Below are 24,549 nucleotides of genomic sequence, written 5' to 3'. Positions count from 1 at the left end.
AAACTGTCCAAGATCTCCACGGGCGAGCACTCACGGGCGCGCCCTGGCCAGCAGGGACCATCGTTCCGCCATGGCCGGTGAACCGACTCGACCGCGTCGCCGGGCAGCTCCGGGTGAACGCATGAGCGGGTCCGCGGCGAACCCACGCGCGGGTGACGTCCTTACCCGCCGCCCCGCCGCGCCGACTTACGCTGACCATCCCAGGAGATGAAGCCCGGCGCCGCCGCTGGTCACGCGTCCGTCCGGGGCCGCCATCACCCGCCCGTCACGTCCGCTGCCCCTGTGCGGTGTGAGCCCCACTTGACAGGACCGAAACAGAAGAGACCCGGACCGGAAACCGCCCGGCGGCACGCTTTCGGGACATGACAGACGGTGCATGGCCGGCAACTCGACCGGGGCGTACGCCCCGGGAGGTGGCGACGCACTGCCCGTACTGCGCCCTTCAGTGCGGCATGACGCTGCGCGAGGACGACACCGGGGTGAGCGTGCTCCCCCGCCAGTTTCCCACCAACCGGGGCGGGCTCTGCCAGAAGGGCTGGACCTCCGCCGAACTGCTCGACCACCCGGACCGGCTGACCACCCCGCTGCTGCGCGACCCGGTCAGCGGCGAGCTGCGCCCGGCGACCTGGGACGCCGCGCTGGACCGGATCGTCACCGGCCTGCGCGCCATCGGTGACAGCTCCGGTCGGGACGCGGTCGCCGTCTTCGGCGGCGGCGGGCTGACCAACGAGAAGGCGTACGCGCTGGGGAAGTTCGCCCGGGTCGCGCTGCGCACCCGCAACATCGACTACAACGGACGGTTCTGCATGTCCTCGGCGGCTGCCGCCGGGCTGCGCGCCTTCGGTGTCGACCGGGGGCTGCCGTTTCCGCTGGCCGACCTCGGCCGGGCCGACACCCTGCTGTTGGTCGGCGCCAACCCGGCGGAGACCATGCCGCCGCTGGTGCGCTGGCTCACCGAGCAGCGCCGGGGCGGCGGCCGGCTCATCGTCGTCGACCCCCGCGTCACCGCCACCGCCCGCCAGGCCGACCTGCACCTGCAACCGCTGCCCGGCACCGACCTCGCCGTGGCCAACGCGCTGCTGCACATCGCGCTCATCGAAGGGTGGGTCGACCAGGCGTACGTGGCCGAGCGGACCACCGGCTTCGACGCGGTCCGCCGCAGCGTCGCCGCCTGGTGGCCGGCCCGCGCGGAACAGCTCTCCGGCGTGCCGGTGGCCGATCTGGAGGCGACCGCCCGCGCGCTGGGCACCGGCGGCCGCGTGATCATCCTGACCGCGCGCGGCGCCGAGCAGCACGCCAAGGGCGTCGACACCGTCACCGCGTACGTCAATCTCGCTCTCGCTCTCGGCCTGCCCGGCCGCGAGGGCTCGGGGTACGGCTGCCTCACCGGCCAGGGCAACGGCCAGGGCGGGCGGGAGCACGGGCAAAAGGCCGACCAGCTCCCCGGCTACCGCAGGATCGACGACCCGGCGGCCCGGGAGCACGTCGCCGGTGTCTGGGGCGTGCCGGCCGACGACCTGCCCGGCCCGGGCGTGCCGGCCTACCAACTGCTCGACTCGCTCGGCACCCCCGACGGCCCCCGGGCGTTGCTGGTGTTCGGCTCGAACCCGGTGGTCTCCGCTCCCCGGGCCGCCCGGATCGAGGGCCGGCTGCGCGACCTCGACCTGCTGGTCGTCGCCGACCTGCTGCTCTCCGAGACGGCGGCCCTGGCCGACGTGGTGCTGCCCACCGCGCAGTGGGCCGAGGAGGACGGCACGATGACCAATCTGGAGGGCCGCGTGCTGCGTCGACGGGCGCTGCGCCCGCCTCCGCCGGGCGTCCGCACCGACCTGGCCATCCTCGCCGACCTGGCGACCAGGTTGGGCGACGCCGGGACGGCGGCGGCGCGGTTTCCGGTCGATCCGGCCACCGTGTTCGCCGAGCTGCGCCGCGCCTCCGCCGGCGGGGTCGCCGACTACGCCGGCATCGACTGGGCCCGGATCGACGAGACCGACGGTGTCTTCTGGCCCTGCCCCAGCGAGGACGGGCCGGACACGCCACGGCTCTTCGCCGACCGGTTCGGCACCCCGGACGGCCGGGCCCGGTTCCACGCCGTGGAGCACCGGCCGGCAGCCGAGGAGGTCTGCGCCACGTATCCCCTGCACTTCACCACCGGCCGGGTGCTCGCCCAGTACCAGTCCGGCACCCAGACCCGCCGGGTGGCCGCGCTGCGCCGCGCCGCGCCCGAGGCGTTCGTCGAGCTGCACCCCGACCTGGCGGCCCGGCTGGGCATCGACGACGGCGACCCGGTGCGGGTCACGTCCCGCCGGGGCGAGCTGCGCGCGCCGGCCCGCCTCAGCGCGGGGATCCGCCCGGACACGGTCTTCGCGCCGTTCCACTGGCCCGGCGCCGGCCGAGCCAACTCGGTGACGAACGACGCGGTGGACCCGATCTCCGGGATGCCCGAGTTCAAGATCTGCGCGGTCCGGGTGGAGAAGGCATGACGGCCCGGGTGGTGATCGTCGGCAACGGCATGGCCGGTGCCCGGCTCGCGGCCGAGCTGCACGCCCGCGAGGGAGACCGGAAGGTCACCGTGCTCGGGGCGGAGCCGCACCGCGCGTACAACCGGATCATGCTCTCCACGCTGCTGACCGGCCGGATCGCCGAACCGGACGTGGAGCTGACCGAGGCCGCCGGGCACGGCATCGACAGGCGCCCCGGCGTGCCGGTGACCGCGGTGGACCGGTCCGCCCGCGAGGTCCGCACCGGCGACGGCGAACGGATCTCCTACGACCACCTGGTGCTGGCCACCGGCGCGCGGGCGGTGGTGCCGCCGCTGCCCGGCCTCGACGCGACCGACCTGCCGCAGCGGGTCGTTCCCTTCCGGACCCTGGACGACTGCCGCCGGATCCTCGCCGTCGCCGACGGGGCCCGCAGCGCGATCGTGCTCGGTGGTGGGCTGCTCGGCCTGGAGGCCGCCCGCGGCCTGGCCACCCGGGGGCTCGCCACCACCGTCGTGCACCACACCGGGCACCTCATGGAACGGCAGCTCGACCCCGCGGCCGGCGCGGTGCTCGCCGGCACGCTCGCCCGGCTCGGCGTCACCATCCAGCTCGCGGTGCCGGCGACCGGAGTCGTCGCCGACGGCACCGGCGTCCGCCTCGACCTGGCCGACGGCCGGTCGCTGCACGCCGACCTGCTGGTGCTCTCCTGCGGGGTACGCCCGGACACCGCCCTCGCGCAGGCCGCCGGGCTGACCGTGCGGCGCGGCGTGGTGGTGGACGACCGGCTGCGCACCAACGACCGGAGGGTCTCGGCGCTCGGCGACTGCGCCGAGCACGACGGCGCGATCACCGGGCTGGTCGCACCCGCCTGGGCCCAGGCCCGGGTGCTCGCCGACGTGCTGACCGGCACCGACCCGCTGGCCCGCTACCGACCCCGGCCGGTGGTGACCCGACTCAAGGCGGCCGGAATCGACCTGGCCGCGATGGGCGACGCGGCGGGCGGCGGGCCGGGCGAGGAGCTGACCTTCGCCGACCCGGCCCGGGGCACGTACGCCCGGCTACGGATCCACGACGAGCGGCTGATCGGCGCGATCCTGCTCGGCGACAACCCCTCGGTCGGCACGGTGATCCAGCTCTTCGACCGGGGTCACCCGGTGCCGGCCGACCGGCGGGCCCTGCTGCTGGGCCGGGCGCTGGGCGGGGCCGTCGCGGCGCCGAGCGCGTCACCGGCGCTGATGCCGGACGCGGCAGTCGTCTGCCAGTGCAACACCGTCACCAAGGGAGCGCTGGTGCGGTGCTGGCGCTCCGGCGCGCGGACGGTCGACGCGGTGGTGGCGGGGACCCGGGCCGGCACCGGATGCGGCGGATGCCGGGACGCGGTCGGCGGCATCGTCGACTGGCTGTCCGAAGCGGAATCGGTGGAGGTGACGCGATGAGCGGTCGGGACCTGGTCGTCATCGGCAACGGCATGGTGGGGCAGCGCTTCGTCGACGCGCTGCGCGCCCGTGATCCGCAGGGCCGCTGGCGGGTGACCGTGCTGGCCGAGGAGGGGCGTCCGGCGTACGACCGGGTGCGGCTCTCGGCGTACTTCGACGGGGTGAGCGAGGACGAGCTCAACGTGCACACCCCGTACGACGGTGTGCGGCTGCGCCTGGGTGAGCCGGCCACCGCCATCGACCGCGCTCGGAGGGTGGTGACCACCGCCGTGGGCGAGTACGGCTACGACGCGCTGGTGCTGGCCACCGGGTCGTACCCCTTCGTGCCGCCGGTGCCCGGCGCCGACCTGCCCGGCGTGTTCGTCTACCGGACCCTGGACGACCTGGCGGCGATCCGGGCGTACGCGCGGGGCCGGCGGGTCGGCGCGGTGATCGGTGGCGGACTGCTCGGGCTGGAGGCGGCGAACGCCCTGCGCCTGCTCGGCCTGAGCACCGACGTGGTCGAGTTCGCGCCCCGGCTGATGCCGGTGCAGGTGGACCAGGCCGGTGGTGCGATGCTGCGCCGCTACGTCGAGGAGCTGGGTGTGCGTACCCACCTCGGGGTGGCCACCACCGCGATCCGGGCTGGCGCCGACGGCGCGGTCGACGCCCTGGAGCTGTCCGACGGCCGCGTGGTCGACGCCGAGCTGGTCGTGGTGGCCGCCGGCATCCGGCCCCGCGACGAGTTGGCGCGGGCCGCCGGCCTGCCGCTGGGTCCGCGCGGCGGGGTGCTCGTCGACGCGACCTGCCGCAGCGCCGACGAGCGCGTCTGGGCCGTCGGTGAGTGCGCGGCGGTCGACGGCACCTGCCACGGCCTGGTCGCCCCCGGGTACGCGACGGCCGAGGTGGTGGCCGACCGCCTGGTCGGCGGCGCGGCGACCTTCCCGGGCGCGGACACCGCCACCAAGCTGAAACTGCTCGGTGTCGACGTGGCGTCGTTCGGCGACGCGCACGGCACCACCGAGGGCTGCCTGGACGTCACGTTCACCGACCCGGCCACCCGGGTGTACGCGAAACTGGTCCTCTCCGACGACGCGCACACTCTGCTGGGCGGGGTGCTGGTGGGTGACGCCAGCGCGTACCCGACGTTGCGGGCCAGTGTGGGCGGCCCGCTGCCGGCCGCTCCGCTGGCGCTGCTCGCCCCGGACGGCGGCGGCGCGGACGCCGGAGCGCTGCCCGGCACCGCCCAGGTCTGCTCCTGCAACGCGGTCACCCGCGGCGACCTGGACGACGCCATCGCGAGCGGCTGCGCGGACGTGCCGGCGTTGAAGGCGTGCACGCGGGCGGGCACGAGCTGCGGCTCCTGCGTGCCGATGCTCAAGCAGCTGCTGGACGCGGCCGGCGTGGCACAGTCCACGGCGCTGTGCGAGCACTTCGACGTGAGTCGCCGCGAGCTGTTCGAGATCGTCCGCGTCCGCGGCATCCGCACGTTCTCCCGGCTGGTCGCCGAGCACGGCCGGGGACGCGGCTGCGACATCTGCAAACCGGTGGTGGCGTCGATCCTCGCCTCGCTGGGCAACGGCCACGTGCTCGACGGGGAGCAGGCGTCGTTGCAGGACACCAACGACCACTTCCTGGCCAACCTGCAACGCGACGGCAGCTACTCGGTGGTGCCCCGCATCCCCGGCGGCGAGATCACCCCGGAGAAGCTGATCGTCATCGGCGAGGTCGCCCGGGACTTCCAGCTCTACACGAAGATCACCGGCGGGCAGCGGATCGACCTGTTCGGGGCCCGGGTGGAGCAGCTGCCGCAGATCTGGCGACGCCTGGTGGACGCCGGTTTCGAGTCCGGCCACGCGTACGGCAAGGCGCTGCGCACGGTGAAGTCCTGCGTCGGCGAGACCTGGTGCCGGTACGGGGTGCAGGATTCGGTGGGGCTGGCCGTTGCGCTGGAGCTGCGCTATCGCGGGCTGCGCGCGCCGCACAAGCTCAAGTCGGCGGTCTCCGGTTGTGCCCGGGAGTGCGCCGAGGCCCGCAGCAAGGACTTCGGCATCATCGCCACCGAGACCGGCTGGAACCTCTACGTCGGCGGCAACGGCGGCTTCCGGCCCCGCCACGCCGACCTGTTCGCCACTGATTTGTCGACAGAAGCACTGATTCGACTAATCGATAGATTTTTAATGTATTACATCCGCACCGCCGACCGGCTGCAACGCACCGCCGGGTGGATCGAGGCCATGGACGGCGGCCTGGACCACCTGCGCGCGGTGATCGTGGACGACTCGTTGGGGCTCTGCGCCGACCTGGACGCGGCGATGGCCCGACACGTGGCGTCGTACTCCGACGAGTGGCGCGACGTGCTGGACGACCCGGAGCGGCTGCGCCGCTACACCTCCTTCGTCAACGCCCCCGACGTGCCCGACCCGTCGATCACCTTCGCCGTGGAACGCGGCCAGCCGGTGCCGGCCCGCGCCCTGACGACCACCCGCCCCGAGCCGGCCCACGCCCGCCGGCAGCCCGTCACGCTCGGCCTTCCGGAGGTACGGCGATGAGCCACACGACCACGCTCGACTGGACCGCTGTCTGCCCCCTCGACCGGCTGGAACCGAACCGGGGCGCCGCCGCCCTGGTCGACGGCGTGCAGGTCGCCCTCTTCCACACCGTGGACGGGCTGTTCGCGATCGACAACCGCGACCCGGTCTCCGGGGCGTACGTGCTGTCGCGGGGCATCGTGGGCAGCCGCGGCGGCGTGCCGACTGTCGCCTCCCCGCTGCACAAGCAGGTGTACGACCTGCGCACCGGGGAGTGCCTCGACCTGCCCGGGATGGCCGTGGCCCGGCACGACACGCGCTGCCACGACGGGATCGTCGAAGTGCGGTTGCGACGGGAGGGCTGATGCGGGAAGAACTGGCCGGCTTCACCATCGGGGTGACCGCCGACCGGCGGCGCGACGAGTTGGCCGCGCTGCTCGAACGCCGGGGCGCCCGCGTGGTGCTCGCCCCGGCGCTGCGGATCGTGCCGCTGTCCGACGACACGGAACTGCGCGAGGCGACCCGCGCCTGCCTGGACCAGCCACCCGACATCCTGATGGCCAACACCGGCATCGGGATGCGCGGCTGGCTGGAGGCGGCCGAGGGTTGGGGGCTGGCCGAACCACTGCGTTCGGTGCTCGCCAGCTCGTACGTCGTCGCCCGGGGCCCGAAGGCACGCGGCGCGATCCGCGCGGCCGGGCTGCACGACCAGTGGTCACCGGCGTCGGAGAGCTGCGACGAGGTGGTCGATCACCTGCGCCGCCGTGGCGTGGCCGGGCAGGTGATCGCCATGCAGCTGCACGGTGAGCGGCAACCCGAGTGCACGCTCGCGCTGGAGGCGGCCGGCGCCACGGTGATCGAGGTGCCGGTCTACCGCTGGGCGCCGCCGACCGACCCGGCGCCGCTGCACCGGTTGATCGACCTGATCGCCGGCCGGCTGGTGGACGCGGTGACGTTCACCTCGGCACCGGCGGCCGAGGCGCTGCTGCGGGCCGCCGGGGACCGTACCGACGCGGTGGTGGCCGCGCTCCGCAGCGACGTGCTGGCCAGCTGCGTCGGCGCGGTGACCGCCGAGCCGTTGCTGCGCCACGGGGTTCCGGTGAGCGCGCCCGGGCGGGCCCGGCTGGGCGCGTTGGTGCGGACCATCGTCGACGAACTGCCTCGCCGGACCCTGACGTTCAAGGCCGGCGGACACCTGCTCACCCTGCGCGGGCACGCGGCGGTGATCGACGGGGAACTACGCCCGCTGGCTCCCGCCCCCATGGCGGTGCTGCGGGCGCTGGCCCAGGCCCCCGGACGGGTGCTGTCGCGCACCGCGCTGCTGCGGACCCTCCCCCGGGGCGCCGACGAGCACGCGGTGGAGATGGCGGTGGCACGCCTGCGGGCCGGCCTGCGCGCGCCGCGCGTGGTGCAGACCGTGGTCAAGCGCGGCTACCGGCTCCGGGTCGACTGACGCGTCGTGGCCGGCCCTGGTGTGCCGGCCACGACGCGGTGGTTCAGCCGACCGGCGTGGGGAAGCCCCGACCGTGCTCGGCCTGGAGCCGGAGCATCGCGTGCTCGACCACCGTCACCAGCACCTGCTTGACCGAATCCCGGTGCCGGGCGTCGGTCATCACCAACGGCACCTGCGGCGAGATGGCCAGCGCCTCGCGGATCTCCTCCAGCTCGTACTGGGGAGCGCCGTCGAACCGGTTCAGCGCCACCACGTACGGCAGGTTGCGGTTCTCGAAGTAGTCCAGCGGGGCGAACGCGTCGGTGATCCGGCGGGTGTCCACCAGGACGGCGGCACCCACCGCACCTCGGATGATCTCGTCCCACATGAACCAGAAGCGGGTCTGACCCGGCGTACCGAACAGGTACAGGATCAGGTCCTGGGCCATGGTGATCCGGCCGAAGTCCATGGCGACCGTGGTGGTCTCCTTGCCCGGCACCTTGGACGGGTCGTCGATACCGACACCCGCGGCTGTCATCACCGCCTCGGTCGTCAGCGGCGTGATCTCGGAGATCGAGCCGACGAGGGTCGTCTTACCGACGCCGAAGCCGCCCGCGACGACGATCTTCGCGGAGACGATTCCCCGGCTCGGCCGCCCCCCAGCGGGGGGGTCATAGCCTGCGAAGTCCACTTAGCACCCTTCCAAGCAGTTCCATCCGCTCCTCGAACCCCTCGGCGGGAGCAGCAGTGTGTAACGTCAGCAGGCTCTCGGCCACCATGTCGGCGACCAGTACCCGGGCGACGCCCAGCGGCATCCGGGTGTACGCGGCGATCTCCGCCAGCGACTGTGCACGGCCCTCGCAGACGGTGGCGATGCGGTGCTTGTCGTGCCCCGCGAAACGGGACTCGGCAACCTGAGTGGGAGAGGCCGTGAGGACCGCCTCGAGGGCGATGTCCTGCCGGGGCTCGGTACGACCACGGGTGACCGCGTACGGACGCACCAGAGCGCCGCGCGGGTCAGCGCGCCGTTGGTCCATCCATGATCACCTCCTCGTCCCCAGCGGAGCCGGCCCACACCGCCTCCCATCCCTGTTCCGGCGCGCGGTCCGCGCGCCGGGTCTACCGGCGCTACGAACGCACCGCGTCCCTCGGCAGCGGCACCAGCGCGGCACCGACCCGCTCCACCAGCAGCGCCATCTCGTAGCCCACCTGGCCCACATCGCAGCTCCGCGCGGCCAGCACGGCCATCGACGAGCCGTCGCTGATCGACATGAGGAAGAGGTAACCGCTGTCCATCTCGATGACGGTCTGCAACACCCCGCCCGCGCTGAACATCCGGGCCGCGCCCTCGGTCAGGCTCACCACGCCGGAGGTGATCGCGGCGAGCTGGTCCGCCCGGTCCCCCGGCAGGTCCCGGGAGGACGCGAGCAGCAGCCCGTCGGCGGACACCGCCACCACGTGGGCGATGCCCGCCACGCTGTCGGCGAAGTTGGTGAGCAGCCAACCCATGTCCTGCATGGCAGCTGGCCTGTTCATCGGCTCTCCTTGGTCGAGGTGCTGTTCAGGTCCGTGCCGGCCGTCCGACCACGCTGTACGCCGCGGTGGTAGGCCGACAACAGGCCGCGTACTTCATCGGGGGTCCGCCGGCTGCGGTCCCGGCCACCCTTCGGTTCGATGCCACCCGGCACGAGCTGTGCCTGCGGCACCCGCTTGGGCAGACCCGAGCGGGTGGTGCCGGCGGCGGCCGGCTCGGCGGCCCGGCTGGCCAGCGACCAGCCCTCGTCAGCCGCCGTCCGCCAGGCGTCCGGGTCCGTGGCCGGCGGGGGCGTGCTCGCCGTGGCGGCGGGGGCCGCTACCGGCGCCGTCGGGACGGCCGGCGGGGTGTACGACGGCGGTGGTTTCGGCGTCGAGGCGCCGCGACCGCCGGTGCTCACACCGCCACGATTGCCGGTGCTCGCACCGCCACGACCGCCGGTGTTCGCACCGCCGAATCCGTCCATGCTTCCCACGCTCTGCGGTCCGGTGCCCTCGGAACTGCCCGGGGTGCGGGTGGGCAGTGGCGGTCGGGCCGGCGCGGTCGCCGGCGCGGACGCGGTGGCCGGTTGACCGCCGTTGGCCCCCCGCAGGCCGGCGTCGGCGGGCGCGGGCGGTGTGTCGAACTGCGGCCGGGTGAAGATCGCGGTGGCGTCGTCGCCGTGCGACCGGAACCAGACCGCCTCCATCTCCCGGAAGATCGGCGCCTCGGCGGGGAACTCCGGCCGGGTGCTGACCGGCGCGGCGGGCGTCGGCGGCGTGGCCGGCGGGGCGGGCTGCACGGGCGGGGCCGGCGTCGCGGGCGGCGCCGGCGGGGCGACCGCTCCGGGACCGGCGACCGGCCCGACGGGCAGTACCGGCGCGCTCCGACCGTCCGTGGTGTCGGCCGTCGAGCCGCGTCGAGGCAGCGCGTCGATGGTCGGGTACGCCACGGTCGGGCTGCCCACCGAGGTGCCCGCGCCGTTGCTGTACGCGGTTCGGGCGGGGGGGACCGGGGTGGCCGGCGCGGCGGCGGGCGGCACCGTCGGGCGGGCCCCGGTGTAGCCGCCGGCCTGCACGGCCGGGGCGGTGTCCCGCGCGTCGACCGGCGACTGCCACTGCGCGGGCGCAGGGGCGCTGGTCCGCCACTGGTCGGGCAGCGTCGCCGCCGCGGTGGTGGCCCCGGCGTACGACTCGGCGTGGTTGACCGGGGTGAGCGGCGTCTGCTCGACCGCCATCGGCTGGCGCGGACGGGTGAGCACCTGCTCGCGGCCCCGGTTGCTGGGCAGGAGCACGGTGGCGGCGGGCAGCGTCACCTGGGCGACGGTGCCGCCCTCGACGTTGCGGCGCAGCTCCACCCTGATGCCGTAGCGGGAGGCGAGCCGGCTCACCACGGCCAGACCCATCAACCGGAACGCGGCGACGTCCACGCTCGGCGGGGCGGCCAGCCGGCGGTTGAGCGAGTCGAGCTGCTCGTCGGTGAGGCCGAGCCCGCGGTCCTCGATCTGGATCAGGACGTAGTCGCGGATGCGGCGACCGTCGGCGACGACCGTCGTGTTCGGCGGCGAGAACCGGGTGGCGTTGTCCAGCAGCTCGGCAACGAGGCGTACCACGTCGTTGACGGCGTGCGCGGCCACCGAGATGTCGGTGTCGACGGTGCCGAACTCGATGCGGTTGTAGAGCTCCACCTCGGACTGCGCGGCGCGCAGCACGTCCACGACCAACGCGTCGTCGCGGCGCGGTGCGCCGGAGTCGGCGCCTGCCAGGACCAGCAGGTTCTCGTCGTTACGGCGCATTCGGGTGGCCAGGTGGTCCAACTCGAAGAGCTGGGCCAGCCGCTTCGGGTCCTCCTCGCCGCGCTCGATCGCGTCCAGCTCGCCGATCATCCGGTCGACGAGGGTCTGACTGCGGCGGGCCAGGTTGAGGAACATCGCCGAGACGCTGGTGCGCAGTGCGGCCTGCTCGGCGGCGACCCGCACCGCCTCCCGGTGGACGACGTTGAAGGCCAACGCCACCTGACCGACCTCGTCACGGCTGTTCAGCTGGATCGGGTCCCGGACCTGGCGGACGATCTCGTCCACGCCACCGTCACCCACGCTGCCCATGTTCTGCAGCCGCTGCACGGCGTCCGGCAGGTCGTGGTTGGCCACCGAGAGCGCGCCCTCGCGCAGCCGGCGCAGCGAGTGGTTCAGCGATCGAGCCAGCACCACGGCCAGCGACACCGCGATGATCAGGGTGAGCAGCACCAGGATCGACTCGACCACGGCCTGCCGGATGACGTCCGAACGCGCCTGGTCGGCCTGCTCGAGCAGCCGGTCCTGCAGTTGGGTCTCGGCCCAGCGCATCAGGTCGTTGACCGCGCCGATGGCGGCGGTGGCGTCCTGCGCGCTGACCAGCGGGCGCTGCCCGACGGAGCGGGTGATGTCGGTGGCGACCCGGTCGGAGAGGCCGACCGCGTCACCGGAGACGGTGCTGTCGACGAGGGCCCGCTGCACGGGGTCAGCGGCGAGCGAGAAGGCGACCAGTGCCTCCTGCTGGCTGGTCAGCGTGGCCACGAAGGAGGAGAACTGCTCCGGGTCGAGCTGGCCGGCGGTCAGCGCCGTGAAGGCGACCGCCTCCTCCTCGGCGACGGACGCCTTGGCGCGGGCGAACGCGGCGACCGCGCGACGGCTGTCCGACAGGCTCTCGTCGCCGGGCAGCTGGGCCAGCCCGTCGCCGTAGGCGACCAGGTCGGTGAGGATGACGCCGTAGCGCAGCACCGCCTCGGCGACCGCCATCTGCCGGCGGTCCAGCACCTCCTGGCGGGTGCCGTCCAGGGTGGACAGGTGGTCGTCGATCGCCGCCAGCCGGTCCCGCAGCGCCGCCGGCACGTCGCCGATGCGGCCCCGCTCGGCGTTGTACTGGTCCACACGCTGCTGCGTCTGGCGCACCCGCAGGTTGTACGCGTCGGCGGGCTGCTGCGGAGCGGCCAGGTAGGCCGCCGCGGCCATCCGCTCGGCCTGGAGATCCTGGGTCAGCGCGCTGACGTCGATGGAGAGCGCGGTGAGCGACCGGGCCCGGGTGGCGTCGTAGGCGCCCTCGCCCACCGAGATGAGCCGGACGGTGGCCAGCGCGATAACGGCGGCCACCGGAACGACCAGAATCAGCGCCAGCTTGGACCGGATCCGGGCGTCCCGCAGTCTCGGCAGGCGCCGGCGCGTACGCCGAGCATTCTCGCCGAGCGCGGGCAGGGTCGTCGGTCCGGTGCTCACGACATCGCCTCCGTCGTTTCTTCCCCGCCTGGCCCGCCGAGCCGTGCCGTAAGCGGAGGGGACCACGTGCGGCACGGCCGCGATTTCATCAGAGAAGATCGTGTTTGGGAAGCCGCAGTGAGGCAGGAAACGGTCGGACGGCGCGGAACCCCTGATCCGGTCAACTGATACCTTCATTTCCGCAAGCCCCTGAACAGGGCATGTAACTCCAGAGTGGTCACGCGTGTATGCAAAGTGAGCTTTTGCAAACATTGTGTTACCCCAGCATGTGGGATGACCGTCCCGAAAATGCAACCGGGGTCCGCGCTTGACCACAGCGCCGGCCATTGGCAAGGTTTTGCAGGCTTCGCGCACACCGTACGGCAGAGGAGATCCCGTCCTCCACTGAGGACGGATTAGCGGCGGTGACCGGGCAGCGCCCGCGCCCGCACCTGGAGGACTGAGTTGAGCCCCATCCGCTCCGCGACCATCGCGGCGCTCGCATCGGCCGTAGTGGCCACCACGCTCACCGGCTGCCAGTTCGGTGGAGCGGAGCAGGACACGAGTCCGATCGTGATCGCTGCCGATCTCGAACTCTCCGGGGCTGCGGCCCCCGTCGGTCAGACATACCAGCGGGCCCTGAAACTCAAGGTCGAGCAGTTGAACTCCTCCGGAGCACTGAACGGCCGGAAGATCGATCTGAAGGTCAAGGACAACCGTTCCGACGCCGCCGAGTCACTGCGCAACATCGCCGAGTTCAGCAGCGATTCCCAAGTCAGCGCCATCGTCATGGGCGGCTGTAACGAATGCGCGGTCGGCGCGGTCGGGATCATCAACGACAAGCGGATTCCCACCATTGCGCTCGCCGCTTCCGGTGCGATCGCCAGCCCGGTCGCCGAGCGGCGCTACGTGTTCAAACTCGGCCCGAACGCGGCGGACAGCGCCGCGGCGCTCACCACCGAACTGCGTCGCAAGAACGTCCGCAAGGTGGGCCTGCTCGCCAGCAACGACGACTACGGCCGGGAAGGCATGCTCGCACTGCGCCGCGAACTGACCAAGGCCAGCATCAAGGTGGCCGGTGAGGAGTCGGTGAAGACCACCGACACCGAGGTCGGCCAGCAGGTCGACAAACTCACCAAGCTCAAGCCCGACGCGCTGGTCGTCTGGACACCGCCGGAGCAGGCCGCGCTGGCCGCGACCAGCGCCCAACAGGCCTCGTTCCGGGGGGCGCTGTTCTTCGACGCGGGAGCGGCCGGCGATCTCTTCCTCGGCGCCGCGGCCCGAGCCACCGAGCGGGCCACGCTGATCTTCACCCAGACCATGGTGATCGACGACGTGATCGCCACCACCCCGGCGAAGGCGGCCCGGCGGCAGTGGTTCCAGGACTACACGGCCCGCTTCGGCGGCTACAACGGAGCCTCGTCCTTCGCCGCCGACGCGATCCAGCTGATCGCCGACGCCGAACTGCGGGCCGGCGGCCCGGCCGGGAAGGTCGACCGGGACGGCATCCGCGACGTGCTGGAGACGTCCCAGATCGACGGCCTCTCCGGCCCGATCCGCATGACGCCCGACAACCACTCCGGCCTCATGCCGCAGGCGCTCACCACGCTGGTCGCGCGAAACGGGCGCTGGCGGTTGGCGGGGTAGCTCGGCTCGTCGTGTGCCAGGTTGAGGGCTGTGGCCTACCGTGCCCGGCTCCGGGCGGTCAGGCTTGATCCCTCCGCCGGGCACGGTAGGCCACAGCCCTCCCGCGTCACCGTTATCGGAACGGGCCGGCCTCCTTCGTGGGGGCCGGCCCTTCGCGTTGCCTTTGTTGTTCAGCTCTGCCGATCGGGGTCAGCGGCTGCTGGTGGTTTCTCTTACCCAGGGCAGGGCGATCCGCTCGATGAGCACGAGCGCGGAGTAGAGCAGGATGCTCACCAGCGCCACCAGCAGGATGGCCGCCCAGGCGGTGGCGTAGTCGCCGACGCCCGCGTATTGGAGGATGACGTAGCCCAGGCCACTCTCCCCGGCCTGGAACTCACCGATCACCGCGCCGATGGCCGCCAGCGGCATGGCCACCTTGAGCCCGACGAAGATCTGCGGCAGCGCCGCCGGGAACCGCACCTTGCGGAACGCCTGCCAGCGGGAGGCGTTCCACGACCGGACCAGCTCGGCCAGGTCGGCCGGCGTGGTGGTCAGCCCGGTCGCGGTGGACAGCACGATCGGAAAGAAGCAGAGCAGGAACACCATGGTCAGGATCGGCTTCTGACCCCAGCCCAGCGCCACCACCAGCAGCGGGCCCAACGTGATCTTCGGCACCGCGTTCACCGCGACCAGCAGCGGCGTGAACATCCGCTCCACGGCGCGGGAACTGGCCAGGGACAGTCCGATCAGGACGCCGGCGGCCGCCGACAGGGCGAAGCCGACCAGGATCTCCAGCAGGGTGGTCCCGGTGTGCTCCAGCATCTGGGCGGGCTTGTCGACGAACGCGCTGAACACACCCCCCGGCGGCGGCAGGGCGGCCGGCGGGATCAGCTCCAGCCGGGCGATCAGCCACCACGCCGCCAGGGCGACCAGCAGACCGGCCGCGGGCAGCAGCGCCGCCCCGACCCCGGCGCGCAGGCCGGCGCCCCGACCCGCCCGTCCCGCCTCCGGGCCGGCACCCGGGGATGGGGGCACCGTCACCGCCGGCTCGACTGACCGCACGTCGGTCATCTTGTCCTCCTCGAAATCCGACGGCCCTGGGGGCCGACGAGCGACGGGGGTACGTCCCGCCGGATCCGGCGGGACGTACCCCCTGGTGGCGACCGGACGATCAGGCCTTCGGCGCGAGGCTGAAGTCGATGATCTGCTCGGGGGTGATGTTCTGCTTGAGCGCGCCCGCGCCCTGCAGGATCGCGATGCTCTTCGCGACCCGGCCGCTGTCCAGCGTGCCGATCGCGGTGCCGGAGTTGCCGGAACGCACGTACGCGGCCATCAGGTCCAGCTCGGCGGCGGCGGCCACCGGGTTGGCCGCGTCGACGTTCTTCTTCAGGATCTCGCCGGCCTCCTTGGAGTTCGCCAGGCTGTACTCGAGGCCCTTGAGCAGCGCCGCGGTGAACCGCTTCACCATCTCGGGCTTCTCCTTGGCGATCTTCGAGGAGGTGATCAGCACGTTGCCGTAGAGGTCCTGCATCACGTTGCTGTACGGCAGCATGACGGCCTTCTTCTTGGCCACCGCCTCGATCGTCGGCTGGCCGACGACGAACTGGCCGATGCCGTCCACCGAGCCGCTGGCCAGGGTGCCGATCAGCGCCTGCGCCTCACCGTTGACCCAGGTCACCTTGCTGGCGTCCACACCGGCGAGCCGGGCGTACGTCGGGAACAGGTTGCGGACCACGGAGCCGGGGGTGTCGGCGAGCTTCTTGCCCTCCAGGTCCTTGGGCGAGTTGATGTTCTTGCCCTCGACGGTGGCGATGCCCGCCATCGTGCGCTGCTGGATCGCGGCCACGGCGGTGAAGTCCTTCGCCTGGCCGTTACCGAGCTGGAGCAGACCACCGGTGAGGTCGATCGGCCCGAAGTCCGCCTGGCCGCCGACGACCGTCTGGATCACGCCGCCGGTGCCCTGGCCGGCCTTGATCTCGACGTCGAAGCCGGCCTCCTTGAAGAAGCCCTTCTCCTTCGCCACCCAGGCGTAGGAGTCACGGCCGAAGTTGCCGAAGGAGGTGAGGTAGGTCACCTTCTCCAGTGCTCCGTCTTTGCCGCCCTTGGCGTCGTCGGACGAGTCCGACCCGCTGCTGCAGGCGGAGACGAGGGCGAGGGCGGTGGCCAGCGCGGCCGTAGCGACCGTACGGGTCAGCCTTCTCATCAGTAGCACCATGTCCTTTCCGACCGGGACCGCAGGCCACCGGCGGGGGTTGTCGCGACGGTGCCGGCAGGAGGGGCAAGCCGGGCACCGCCATCGTGAGGGGACTCTTCGCGGGCACAGCGTACGAGAAACCCACAGTTGCGACGCCAGGCGTATTGGGTTGCGGAACGGATACAACATGACGACCACCCCGGACGGTGCGGAATGTCAACGGGGCAGCTAGCCTTTGTCGGATTCCTGACCGTCCACTCAGCGGAGGTACGCCGCAGATGATCCGACTGTCCGGGGTGTCGCGTACCTTCGAGGGCCGGTCCGGCCGGGTCGAAGCCCTTCGCGGCATCGACCTCGACGTCGCCGAGGGCGAGTTCGTGGCCGTGCTCGGGCGCTCCGGCTGCGGGAAGTCCACCCTGCTGCGGTTGATCGCCGGGCTGCTCCCGCTGACCTCCGGCGAGATCACCGTGGCCGGTACGCCGATCACCCGACCCCGCCGCGACATCGCCATGCTCTTCCAGAAGCCGGCGCTGCTGCCGTGGCGCAGTGTGCTGGACAACGTCCTGCTGCCGGTGGAGATCTTCGGCTGGAGCCGCGCCAAGCACCGCGAGCGAGCCCGGCAACTGCTCGACGTGGCCGGGCTCTCCGGGTTCGAGAAGCGGCTGCCGCACGAACTCTCCGGTGGCATGCAGCAGCGGGTGTCGCTGTGCCGGTCGCTGATCGGCGAGCCGCGGGTGATGCTGATGGACGAGCCGTTCTCCGCGCTCGACGCGCTCACCCGCGAGGAACTGTCCGGCGAACTCCAGCGCGTGCACATGGAGAACAAGCCCACCATCGTCTTCGTCACCCACTCGATCGACGAGGCGGTGCTGCTCGCCGACCGGGTGGTCGTGCTGAGTCCTCGCCCCGGCCGGATCCGCAAGGTGGTCGAGGTGGCCATCCCCCGACCCCGCACCCTGGGTCGCAACGCCCACCTCGCCGACGTCGCCCGGGTCAGCGCCGACCTGCACGAGCTGTTGATGGAACGCGACCAGCCGGCCGCGGCCGGCGCGGAGGGACGATGAACATGCGGGTGTCGGTCTTCACCGAGCCCCACCGGGGTGCCGACTACGACATCCAGCTCCGGTTCGCCCGACTGGTCGAGGCCGGCGGCTACGAGGGCTTCCTCCGCGCCGACCACTACCAGTCGATGGGCGCCGACCCGGGCCTGCCCGGCCCGACGGACGCCTGGCTGACCCTCGCCGCGCTGGCCCGCGAGACCCAACGGATCCGGCTCGGCACCCTGGTCACGTCGGCGACCTTCCGCCTGCCCGGCCCTCTCGCCGTGCTGGTCGCACAGGTCGACCAGATGAGTGGCGGCCGGGTCGACCTCGGCATCGGCGCCGGCTGGTACGAGCGCGAGCACACCTCGTACGGCATCCCGTTCCCGCCCGTCGGCGAGCGCTTCGATCGACTGGCCGAGCAGCTTGAGGTGATCACCGGGCTGTGGGCCACCCCGATGGGCGAGACGTACAGCTTCACCGGTGACCACTACCGGCTGGTGGACGCGCCCGCGCTGCCCAAACCGGCGCAGGTGCCCGGACCGCCGATCATCGTGGGCGGGCGCGGTCCCAAGCGGACCCCCGAACTGGCCGCCCGCTACGCCGACGAGTTCAACATGCCGTTCAAGTCCGTGGCCGAGACCGCCGGGGCGTACGACCGGGTGCGGGAGGCGTGCGACCGCGTGGGTCGCACGGAGGCCGGCCGCGCCCCGCTGGTGCTCTCCGCCGGGATCGTGGTGGCCATCGGCCGCACCGACGCCGAGGCGCAGCTGCGGGCCGCGCCACTGCACGAGAAGAGCGCGCTGCCACCGGAGGACCCGGTGGTCGGCTCGCCCGCGCAGCTCGTGCAGCGAATCGGCGAGTTCGCCGAGATCGGCGGCACCCGGGTGCACCTGCGCATGACCGACCTTGACGACCTCGACCACCTCGAGCTGATCGCCGCCGAGGTGCTTCCCCAACTGGACGGTGGACGATGACGGATGTGATCGACGGCACCGAACTCGGGCCGGTGGGCCAGGAGATCGTGTACGAGAACGACCGGGTCCGGGTCTGGCACATCCGGCTCGAACCGGGCGAGCGGCAGCCCCTGCACCGGCACGACCACCCCTACCTGGTGGTGGCGATCCAGGGCGCGAAAAACGTCGTACAGACCATCGACGGCACCCGGATCGACGCCGACGAGCCCACCGGCGGAGTCGTCTACCGGGACCCCGGTGCCGTACACATGCTCACCAATGTCGGGGACACGACATACCTGGCCCGACTGGTCGAACTCAAGTAGACCCGCCGGGAGCGCCTCGCCCCGCCGCGCGGCGTGCCGGTGGCGATCGGGTGTACCAGGTGCGTAACGTGCCGGACATGGCCTTTCGGACCTGGGGCAGATTACTGCTCACGGCGCTCGGGGTGAGCGTGCTGGCCGGAGCCGGCCAGCTCGGCGTCGCGTACGGCTTCGGCATCGTCCGACTCACCGGCGCCTTCACCGGCACGACCGTCAACCAGTGGCCGGCCCAGCTCGTCTGGGTGGGCTGGTTCGCCGCGAACGCCGCCGTCGCCGGTGCCGTCCTGACCGGGCGTCTGGCCCGCCGGGACACCCCGCCGGCCAGCATCGGCCGGCAACTGGCCATCGGCGGCGCGGCCGCACTCGGCGCCACCGCCGTGGCCCCGCTCTGCATGCAGCCCGCCCGAGCCGCCGAGTTGATCTCGGTGGACCCGGTCTGGGCGGTCGGCATCTGCGCCATTCTCGGGGCGGTCATCGGAGCGGGCGCGGCCGTCGCCGTACTGTTCCGACCGGAACTGGGCTGGAACATGGCGGCCGTGGCCGGGGCGGTCTGGCTGCTGGCGTTCATTTCCGTCCTGCCGTCGCTCGGCACGGCCGGCCCGCTGCCCACGGTCCGACTCGGCGTACTCGAACCGAACTGGCTGGACGACGCCGCCGCGCAGCGTCTGGCGCTGCTCCTGCTGCCCGTGGTGGCGCTGCTCGCGGGCGCCGCGACCGCCGGGTTGGCCCGCTGGCGCGGCCAAGTTCCGCTGATCAGCGGGGTGACCGGGGTGGCCGGTCCGGTGCTGGTGGCATTCGCGTACCTGACCGCTGGCCCCGGCGACGCGGTGGACCGCTACCAGACCACCCCCTACTACGGCGCGCTGATCGCGATCCTCGCCGGCGCCCTCGGCGCCGCGGCCGCCGCCCTGCTGCGCTGGCCCGTCGGCGCCCGCACCGCCGATCCCCAGGCGATCCAGCCGACCGACATCCTGCGCCCGCTGCCCGCCGGCCCGCCCCTGCCGGGCGCCGAAGCGGCGAGGTCGACGGGTCCGGTCGACGACCACCGTGACACCGAGCCCACCGCCGACGCGGCCCCCACCGGTGGGCACCTGACCAAGACCGGTCCGGGTCCGCGCGCCGCCGACGACACCGCCACCGTACGCACCGTCCCCGCCCACTGGGACTGGCCGGCGACCACGGCGAGCGGCCAGCACGGCGCCGTCCCCACCGACGCGACGCCCCCCGGGCAGGCGTCCCGGCCGGTCGGCCGCCGCCAGCACGCCGACACCACCCCGGACGCGCCGACGGCGGGCACCCCGACCCGGGACGCGCTCCACACGGGCGGGCAGCACGACCGCGCGACCAACCCGCCGGCCCCCGCCTCCTGGCTGACCGACCCGACCGGCGAGTTCACCGCCGGGCGACAGTCGGCCCCGTCGAGCCGGGACGCGGACCCCATCGGCCCCGCCGACCCGGCCCCTACCGTCCCGGCGTCCACCGCGGCGACGTCCACCGCTGCGGCCGGCGACACAGGGGCCGTCGGTACCGGGGCCGTCGGTCCGACGCCCGACGCGGGCGCCGACGACCCGACCGGCAGCACGACGACGACCACGGCCGGCGGGGACAAGCGGGACAGTGACCGCACGACGACCAGCGACCCGACGACCCCGGTCACGACGGCCCCAGGCACGCCGGCCCCAGGCACGCCGGCCACGGTCACGCCGGTCACGGGCACGACGGCCCCGGGCACACCGGTCACGGGCACGACGGCCCCGGGCACGCCGAGCGCGGGCGACGCGGCCACGCCGAGCGCGAGCAGCGCGGGCGAGGGCGCGGCCGACTCGCCCGCACCCAAGCCGCGCCGTACGCGCAAGCCGAAGTCCACCCCCGCCGACGTCACTCCGGGCACGACCGCCGAGCACACGGCGGCAGCCGCCGGATCGACCGCTGGGCGCACCAGGCGGCCGGCCCGGTCCGGCAAGGCCACCGACCTGACCGGCGCCGACTCCGCCGGACCCGTCGACCAGGACGCTCCCCTGCCCGGCCGGCACACCGAGCCCGGCCAGGACACCGAGCCCGGCCAGGACACCGAGCCCGGCCAGGACACCGAGCCCGGCCAGGCGAATCAGACCGGCGGCAAGGATCCGCAGGAGCAGACCGTCGGGACCGGTGGAGAGAGCCGGCGCGACGGGGCCGCCAGCACCGAGCCGGCGGTCACCACCACCCCGGTTGGGGATCCCGCACCCGTCGAGGGGTCCGGGACGGGCCGCGCCGAACGATCCGCGGCCGAGAGCGACGGCGGCGCTTCGTTGTTCGGTGAGGCGACCGCCGACGGCCCGGGGACCGCCCTGTGGGCCCCGACGGCACCGGCCTGGCCGGTCACCTCGGCGTGGACCACCGGATCGGCGACGGGGGCGGCCGACCCCGAACCGTCCGGTTCGGATGCTCCCGTCCCGGCGGAGGAGTCGACCGACTGGACGCCCCGCTTCCGGCACCGGGCGCCGCTGCCGGACCTGAGCCGCGCCAGCACCTGGGACGCCTTCAACACCACTCGACGCGCCGCCGCGTCGGATCGGACCGCCAGCACACCAGACCAGGGCAGCCCGACAGATCCGACCGCCAGCACGCCGAACCAGGACAGCCCGACCGCCGCCACGCTCGACGGGGGCTGGTCGAGAGGCCGCGCCGCCAGCACGACGGGCCAGACCAACAGCACGACCGACCCGGCCAACAGCACGACCGACCCGGCCAACAGCATGACCGACCGGGCCAGCAACGCGACGGACCGGGCCGTCGGCAGGCGCGGCCGGGTCGGCGAGGCTACCGGTGCGCCCGCCTCGGCGGGACCGGTCGTGCCGCCGTCGGCCGGTCCGGGCATACCCGAGCAGGGCCGCGCGTCCGGCACCGCCGGCAGTGGCGGGCCGGCCAGCGATGCTCGGCGGGCCGCACCGGCGTCCACGGACGACGCGGAGCAGCCCTCCCGGCGGGGACGGCTCGGTGGCCTGTTCCGGCGCAACCGGGCCCGGGCCGACGAGGAGAAGCGGCCCGCGGCGGATGCGGCGGAGCCGCTGGCCACGCAGGACGAGGAGTTCGTCGACTGGGTCGCCGGGCTCGGCAAGCCGGTCGCGGACAACGAGCCGGAGCAGGAGAACGGTCGTCGCTCGCTGCGCTCCACCGGCCGTCACCACCGCGACTGACCCGCCTGACGTCCGTTCGGGACGCCGACCCCGTCTGATCGACTCGGGTTCCCTGAATCCGGGCTGTCCACCGCGCCGGGACACCCCGACTTCAGTGAACCCGAGTCGACCATGCCGGACCGGTCAGGCGAGCGGCAGATAGACCTTCCCGCCGCCGGAGACGAACTCCGCCGACTTGTCCTTCATGCCGCGGGCCGCGTACTCCTTGAGCTCTTGCGTGATCTTCATCGAGCAGAACTTCGGGCCGCACATCGAGCAGAAGTGCGCCGTCTTCGCCGGCTCGGCAGGCAGTGTCGCGTCGTGGTACGACCGCGCCGTCTCCGGGTCCAGCGAGAGGTTGAACTGGTCCTCCCAGCGGAACTCGAACCGCGCCTTGGACAGCGCGTCGTCCCACGCCTGCGCGCCCGGGTGCCCCTTGGCCAGGTCCGCCGCGTGGGCCGCGATCTTGTACGCGATCACGCCCGCCTTGACGTCGTCGCGGTCCGGCAGGCCGAGGTGCTCCTTCGGGGTCACGTAGCAGAGCATGGCGGTGCCGAACATGCCGATCATCGCGGCGCCGATGGCCGAGGTGATGTGGTCGTACGCGGGCGCGATGTCGGTGGTCAGCGGGCCGAGCGTGTAGAAGGGCGCCTCGTGGCACCACTCCTGCTGGAGATCCACGTTCTCCTTGATCTTGTGCATGGGCACGTGGCCGGGGCCCTCGATCATCACCTGCACGTCGTGCTCCCAGGCGACCGTCGTCAACTCGCCGAGGGTGCGCAGCTCGGCGAACTGCGCCTCGTCGTTGGCGTCGGCGATCGAGCCGGGCCGCAGCCCGTCGCCGAGGGAGAACGTCACGTCGTAGCGCGCGAGGATCGCGCACAGCTCGGCGAAGTTGGTGTAGAGGAAGTTCTCCTCGTGGTGGGCCAGGCACCACGCCGCCATGATCGAGCCGCCCCGGGAGACGATGCCGGTGACCCGGTCCACGGCCAGCGGCACGTACGGCAGCAGCACCCCGGCGTGCACAGTCATGTAGTCGACGCCCTGCTCGGCCTGCTCGATCACGGTTTCCCGGAAGACCTCCCAGCTCAGCTTGACCGGGTCGCCGCCGACCTTCTCCAGGGCCTGGTAGATCGGCACCGTGCCGATCGGCACCGGCGAGTTCCGCACGATCGCCTCACGGGTCTCGTGGATCCGCTTGCCGGTGGACAGGTCCATCACGGTGTCGGCGCCCCAGCGGGTGGCCCAGGTCAGCTTCTCCACCTCGTCGGCGACCGACGAGCTGACCGCCGACGTGCCGATGTTGGCGTTCACCTTGACCAGGAACGCCTTGCCGATGATCGCCGGCTCGCACTCCGGATGGTTGACGTTGAGCGGCAGCACCGCCCGGCCGGCGGCGATCTCGGCCCGCACGAGTTCCGGGTCGACGTTCTCCCGGATCGCCACGAACTCCATTTCCGGCGTCACCACGCCGGCCCGCGCGTACGCGAGCTGCGTCGGACGTCGTCCGTCCACACCGGCGAGCGGCGTACCGGCGCCTCGTACCGGCGCCACGTCACCCCGCTCGGCGATCCACGGGCCCCGCAACGCGGGCAACCCCACCGACGGGTCCGATCCCGGGCCGGACGTGTCGTAGAGCCGCACCGGCGGATGGTCGCCGGTCAGCGCCACCTCGGCGAACGGCACCCGCACATCCGGCCGTGACCCCTCGACGTACACCTTGCCTCGTGCCTGCATGACAACCTCCCTGGTGATCAGGCGGACCAGCCGAAGTGATCCAGCGGCCCGCGCCCCGCGCCCAGCTCCCAGCCCCGCGCGCCGGTCAGCGCGCGGAGCACGTACTCCTTGGCGGCCCCCACCGCCGCCGGCACCGGATCGCCCAGCGCGAGCCGCACGGCGATCGCCGCCGAGAACGAGCACCCGGTGCCGTGGGTGTGCCGGGTGTCCACCCGTGGCCCACGCAGCAGGGTCGTGACGCCGCCCCCGTGCAGCACGTCGACCGCTTCGTCTCCACCCAGGTCACCGCCGGTGACCACCACGTGCTCCGGGCCGCCGGCGGCGAGGGCCTCCGCGGCGACGACCATCCCGGCCAGGTCGTCCACCGCGCGTCCGGTGATGGCCGCGGCCTCCGCGCAGTTCGGCGTCGCCACCCGGGCGTACGGAAGCAGCCGCTCCACCGCACCCACCACGCCGAGCCGGTGGCCGCTCGTGGCGACCAGCACCGGATCGACGACGAGTTGGGGCAGCCGGCCGTCCTGGGCAGCCTGGGCCACCGCGTCGGCGACGGCGGGTGTGCCGAGCATTCCCGTCTTGACCGCGCCGACGGTGAAGTCGGCGAGGACGCTGTCCAGCTGCTCGGTGACCGTGCGCGGCGGCAGCGGCAGGACGGCGTCGACACCGCGGGTGTTCTGCGCGGTGACCGCCGTGAGGACGCTGGTGCCGTACGCCCCGAGCGCCGCGAAGACCTTGAGGTCGGCCTGGATGCCGGCGCCGCCGCCGGAGTCGGAGCCGGCGATGGTTAGCACTGTGCTCGGGGTCATGTTGCCTCTTTGGTTGCGGTATGGGGCTGCGGCCGACCGTGCCCACTCCGGGCGGGGTCGGGGGTTAACCTCCGGTGGCCGCTGGGCGCCCCCCCCCAACCCCCTGACC

Annotated in this window: 18 protein-coding genes; 10 read left to right on the top strand and 8 right to left on the bottom strand. The window is 73.2% G+C overall.

The window, feature by feature from the left end:
- The first annotated feature begins 362 nt into the window (after window positions 1-362).
- The 5 genes from ABZU53_RS26905 to ABZU53_RS26885 are packed head-to-tail and all read left to right on the top strand — an operon-like array spanning window position 363 to window position 7,882.
- A complete protein-coding gene (locus tag ABZU53_RS26905; RefSeq protein ID WP_355068227.1) occupies window positions 363-2,483 on the top strand; it encodes a molybdopterin oxidoreductase family protein in 2,121 nt (706 codons plus the stop codon).
- Window positions 2,480-3,919: an FAD-dependent oxidoreductase gene (locus tag ABZU53_RS26900; RefSeq protein WP_355068225.1), complete on the top strand. Its 1,440-nt coding sequence runs from the start codon at window positions 2,480-2,482 to the stop codon at window positions 3,917-3,919. The genes ABZU53_RS26905 and ABZU53_RS26900 overlap by 4 nt, the downstream gene beginning before the upstream one ends.
- Window positions 3,916-6,450 (top strand): nitrite reductase large subunit NirB, encoded by a 2,535-nt coding sequence (gene nirB / locus ABZU53_RS26895; RefSeq protein ID WP_355068223.1) that lies wholly within the window; start codon window positions 3,916-3,918, stop codon window positions 6,448-6,450. The genes ABZU53_RS26900 and nirB overlap by 4 nt, the downstream gene beginning before the upstream one ends.
- A complete protein-coding gene (gene nirD, locus ABZU53_RS26890; protein WP_355068222.1) occupies window positions 6,447-6,794 on the top strand; it encodes a nitrite reductase small subunit NirD in 348 nt (115 codons plus the stop codon). Before nirB ends, nirD begins: the two co-directional genes overlap by 4 nt.
- Complete coding sequence (locus tag ABZU53_RS26885; RefSeq protein ID WP_354862012.1) at window positions 6,794-7,882, top strand: uroporphyrinogen-III synthase; 1,089 nt, start codon at window positions 6,794-6,796, stop codon at window positions 7,880-7,882. Before nirD ends, ABZU53_RS26885 begins: the two co-directional genes overlap by 1 nt.
- A gap of 43 nt (window positions 7,883-7,925) precedes the next feature.
- On the opposite strand, the gene ABZU53_RS26880 is transcribed toward ABZU53_RS26885, so the two are convergent.
- The 4 genes from ABZU53_RS26880 to ABZU53_RS26865 all read right to left on the bottom strand — a co-directional run bounded on the left by ABZU53_RS26880 (window position 7,926) and on the right by ABZU53_RS26865 (window position 12,624).
- The gene (locus tag ABZU53_RS26880; protein WP_354862014.1) at window positions 7,926-8,552 is read right to left on the bottom strand and encodes an ATP/GTP-binding protein; all 627 of its coding nucleotides are present in this window, start codon (window positions 8,550-8,552) and stop codon (window positions 7,926-7,928) included.
- Window positions 8,533-8,898: a DUF742 domain-containing protein gene (locus ABZU53_RS26875; protein WP_007465174.1), complete on the bottom strand. Its 366-nt coding sequence runs from the start codon at window positions 8,896-8,898 to the stop codon at window positions 8,533-8,535. The genes ABZU53_RS26880 and ABZU53_RS26875 overlap by 20 nt, the downstream gene beginning before the upstream one ends.
- A 91-nt stretch (window positions 8,899-8,989) precedes the next feature.
- Window positions 8,990-9,397, bottom strand: a complete 408-nt coding sequence (locus ABZU53_RS26870; protein WP_007465177.1) for a roadblock/LC7 domain-containing protein — start codon at window positions 9,395-9,397, stop codon at window positions 8,990-8,992.
- On the bottom strand, window positions 9,394-12,624 hold the full coding sequence (locus ABZU53_RS26865; protein ID WP_355068221.1) for a nitrate- and nitrite sensing domain-containing protein: 3,231 nt from the start codon (window positions 12,622-12,624) through the stop codon (window positions 9,394-9,396). Before ABZU53_RS26865 ends, ABZU53_RS26870 begins: the two co-directional genes overlap by 4 nt.
- Before the next feature lie 444 nt (window positions 12,625-13,068).
- Between ABZU53_RS26865 and ABZU53_RS26860 the strand changes: the two genes are divergently transcribed.
- Window positions 13,069-14,250: an ABC transporter substrate-binding protein gene (locus ABZU53_RS26860; protein ID WP_355068219.1), complete on the top strand. Its 1,182-nt coding sequence runs from the start codon at window positions 13,069-13,071 to the stop codon at window positions 14,248-14,250.
- 189 nt (window positions 14,251-14,439) lie between these two features.
- On the opposite strand, the gene ABZU53_RS26855 is transcribed toward ABZU53_RS26860, so the two are convergent.
- Window positions 14,440-15,300, bottom strand: a complete 861-nt coding sequence (locus ABZU53_RS26855) for an ABC transporter permease (protein WP_354863212.1) — start codon at window positions 15,298-15,300, stop codon at window positions 14,440-14,442.
- Window positions 15,301-15,400: 100 nt separating this feature from the next.
- Entirely contained in the window at window positions 15,401-16,432 is a 1,032-nt protein-coding gene (locus ABZU53_RS26850) for an ABC transporter substrate-binding protein (RefSeq protein ID WP_354863213.1), read from the bottom strand.
- 269 nt (window positions 16,433-16,701) lie between these two features.
- Between ABZU53_RS26850 and ABZU53_RS26845 the strand changes: the two genes are divergently transcribed.
- The 4 genes from ABZU53_RS26845 to ABZU53_RS26830 all read left to right on the top strand — a co-directional run bounded on the left by ABZU53_RS26845 (window position 16,702) and on the right by ABZU53_RS26830 (window position 21,921).
- Window positions 16,702-17,487: an ABC transporter ATP-binding protein gene (locus ABZU53_RS26845; protein ID WP_354863214.1), complete on the top strand. Its 786-nt coding sequence runs from the start codon at window positions 16,702-16,704 to the stop codon at window positions 17,485-17,487.
- Window positions 17,488-17,489: 2 nt separating this feature from the next.
- Entirely contained in the window at window positions 17,490-18,440 is a 951-nt protein-coding gene (locus ABZU53_RS26840; protein ID WP_355068257.1) for an LLM class F420-dependent oxidoreductase, read from the top strand.
- Window positions 18,437-18,745 (top strand): cupin, encoded by a 309-nt coding sequence (locus ABZU53_RS26835; RefSeq protein WP_266246239.1) that lies wholly within the window; start codon window positions 18,437-18,439, stop codon window positions 18,743-18,745. The genes ABZU53_RS26840 and ABZU53_RS26835 overlap by 4 nt, the downstream gene beginning before the upstream one ends.
- Before the next feature lie 77 nt (window positions 18,746-18,822).
- Window positions 18,823-21,921, top strand: a complete 3,099-nt coding sequence (locus ABZU53_RS26830) for a hypothetical protein (RefSeq protein ID WP_355068217.1) — start codon at window positions 18,823-18,825, stop codon at window positions 21,919-21,921.
- A 123-nt stretch (window positions 21,922-22,044) separates the two neighbouring features.
- Here the strand turns inward: ABZU53_RS26830 and thiC are convergent, their stop codons facing one another.
- On the bottom strand, window positions 22,045-23,637 hold the full coding sequence (gene thiC / locus ABZU53_RS26825) for a phosphomethylpyrimidine synthase ThiC (protein ID WP_355068215.1): 1,593 nt from the start codon (window positions 23,635-23,637) through the stop codon (window positions 22,045-22,047).
- Between the two features lie 17 nt (window positions 23,638-23,654).
- On the bottom strand, window positions 23,655-24,440 hold the full coding sequence (thiD, locus tag ABZU53_RS26820; protein WP_355068214.1) for a bifunctional hydroxymethylpyrimidine kinase/phosphomethylpyrimidine kinase: 786 nt from the start codon (window positions 24,438-24,440) through the stop codon (window positions 23,655-23,657).
- Window positions 24,441-24,549: the final 109 nt, after the last annotated feature.

Origin of the sequence: Micromonospora sp. NPDC005194, assembly GCF_040608335.1 — a bacterium.
In the GTDB taxonomy this organism is placed as follows: Bacteria; Actinomycetota; Actinomycetes; order Mycobacteriales; family Micromonosporaceae; genus Micromonospora.
This window is presented reverse-complemented; position numbering and strand designations above follow the sequence as displayed.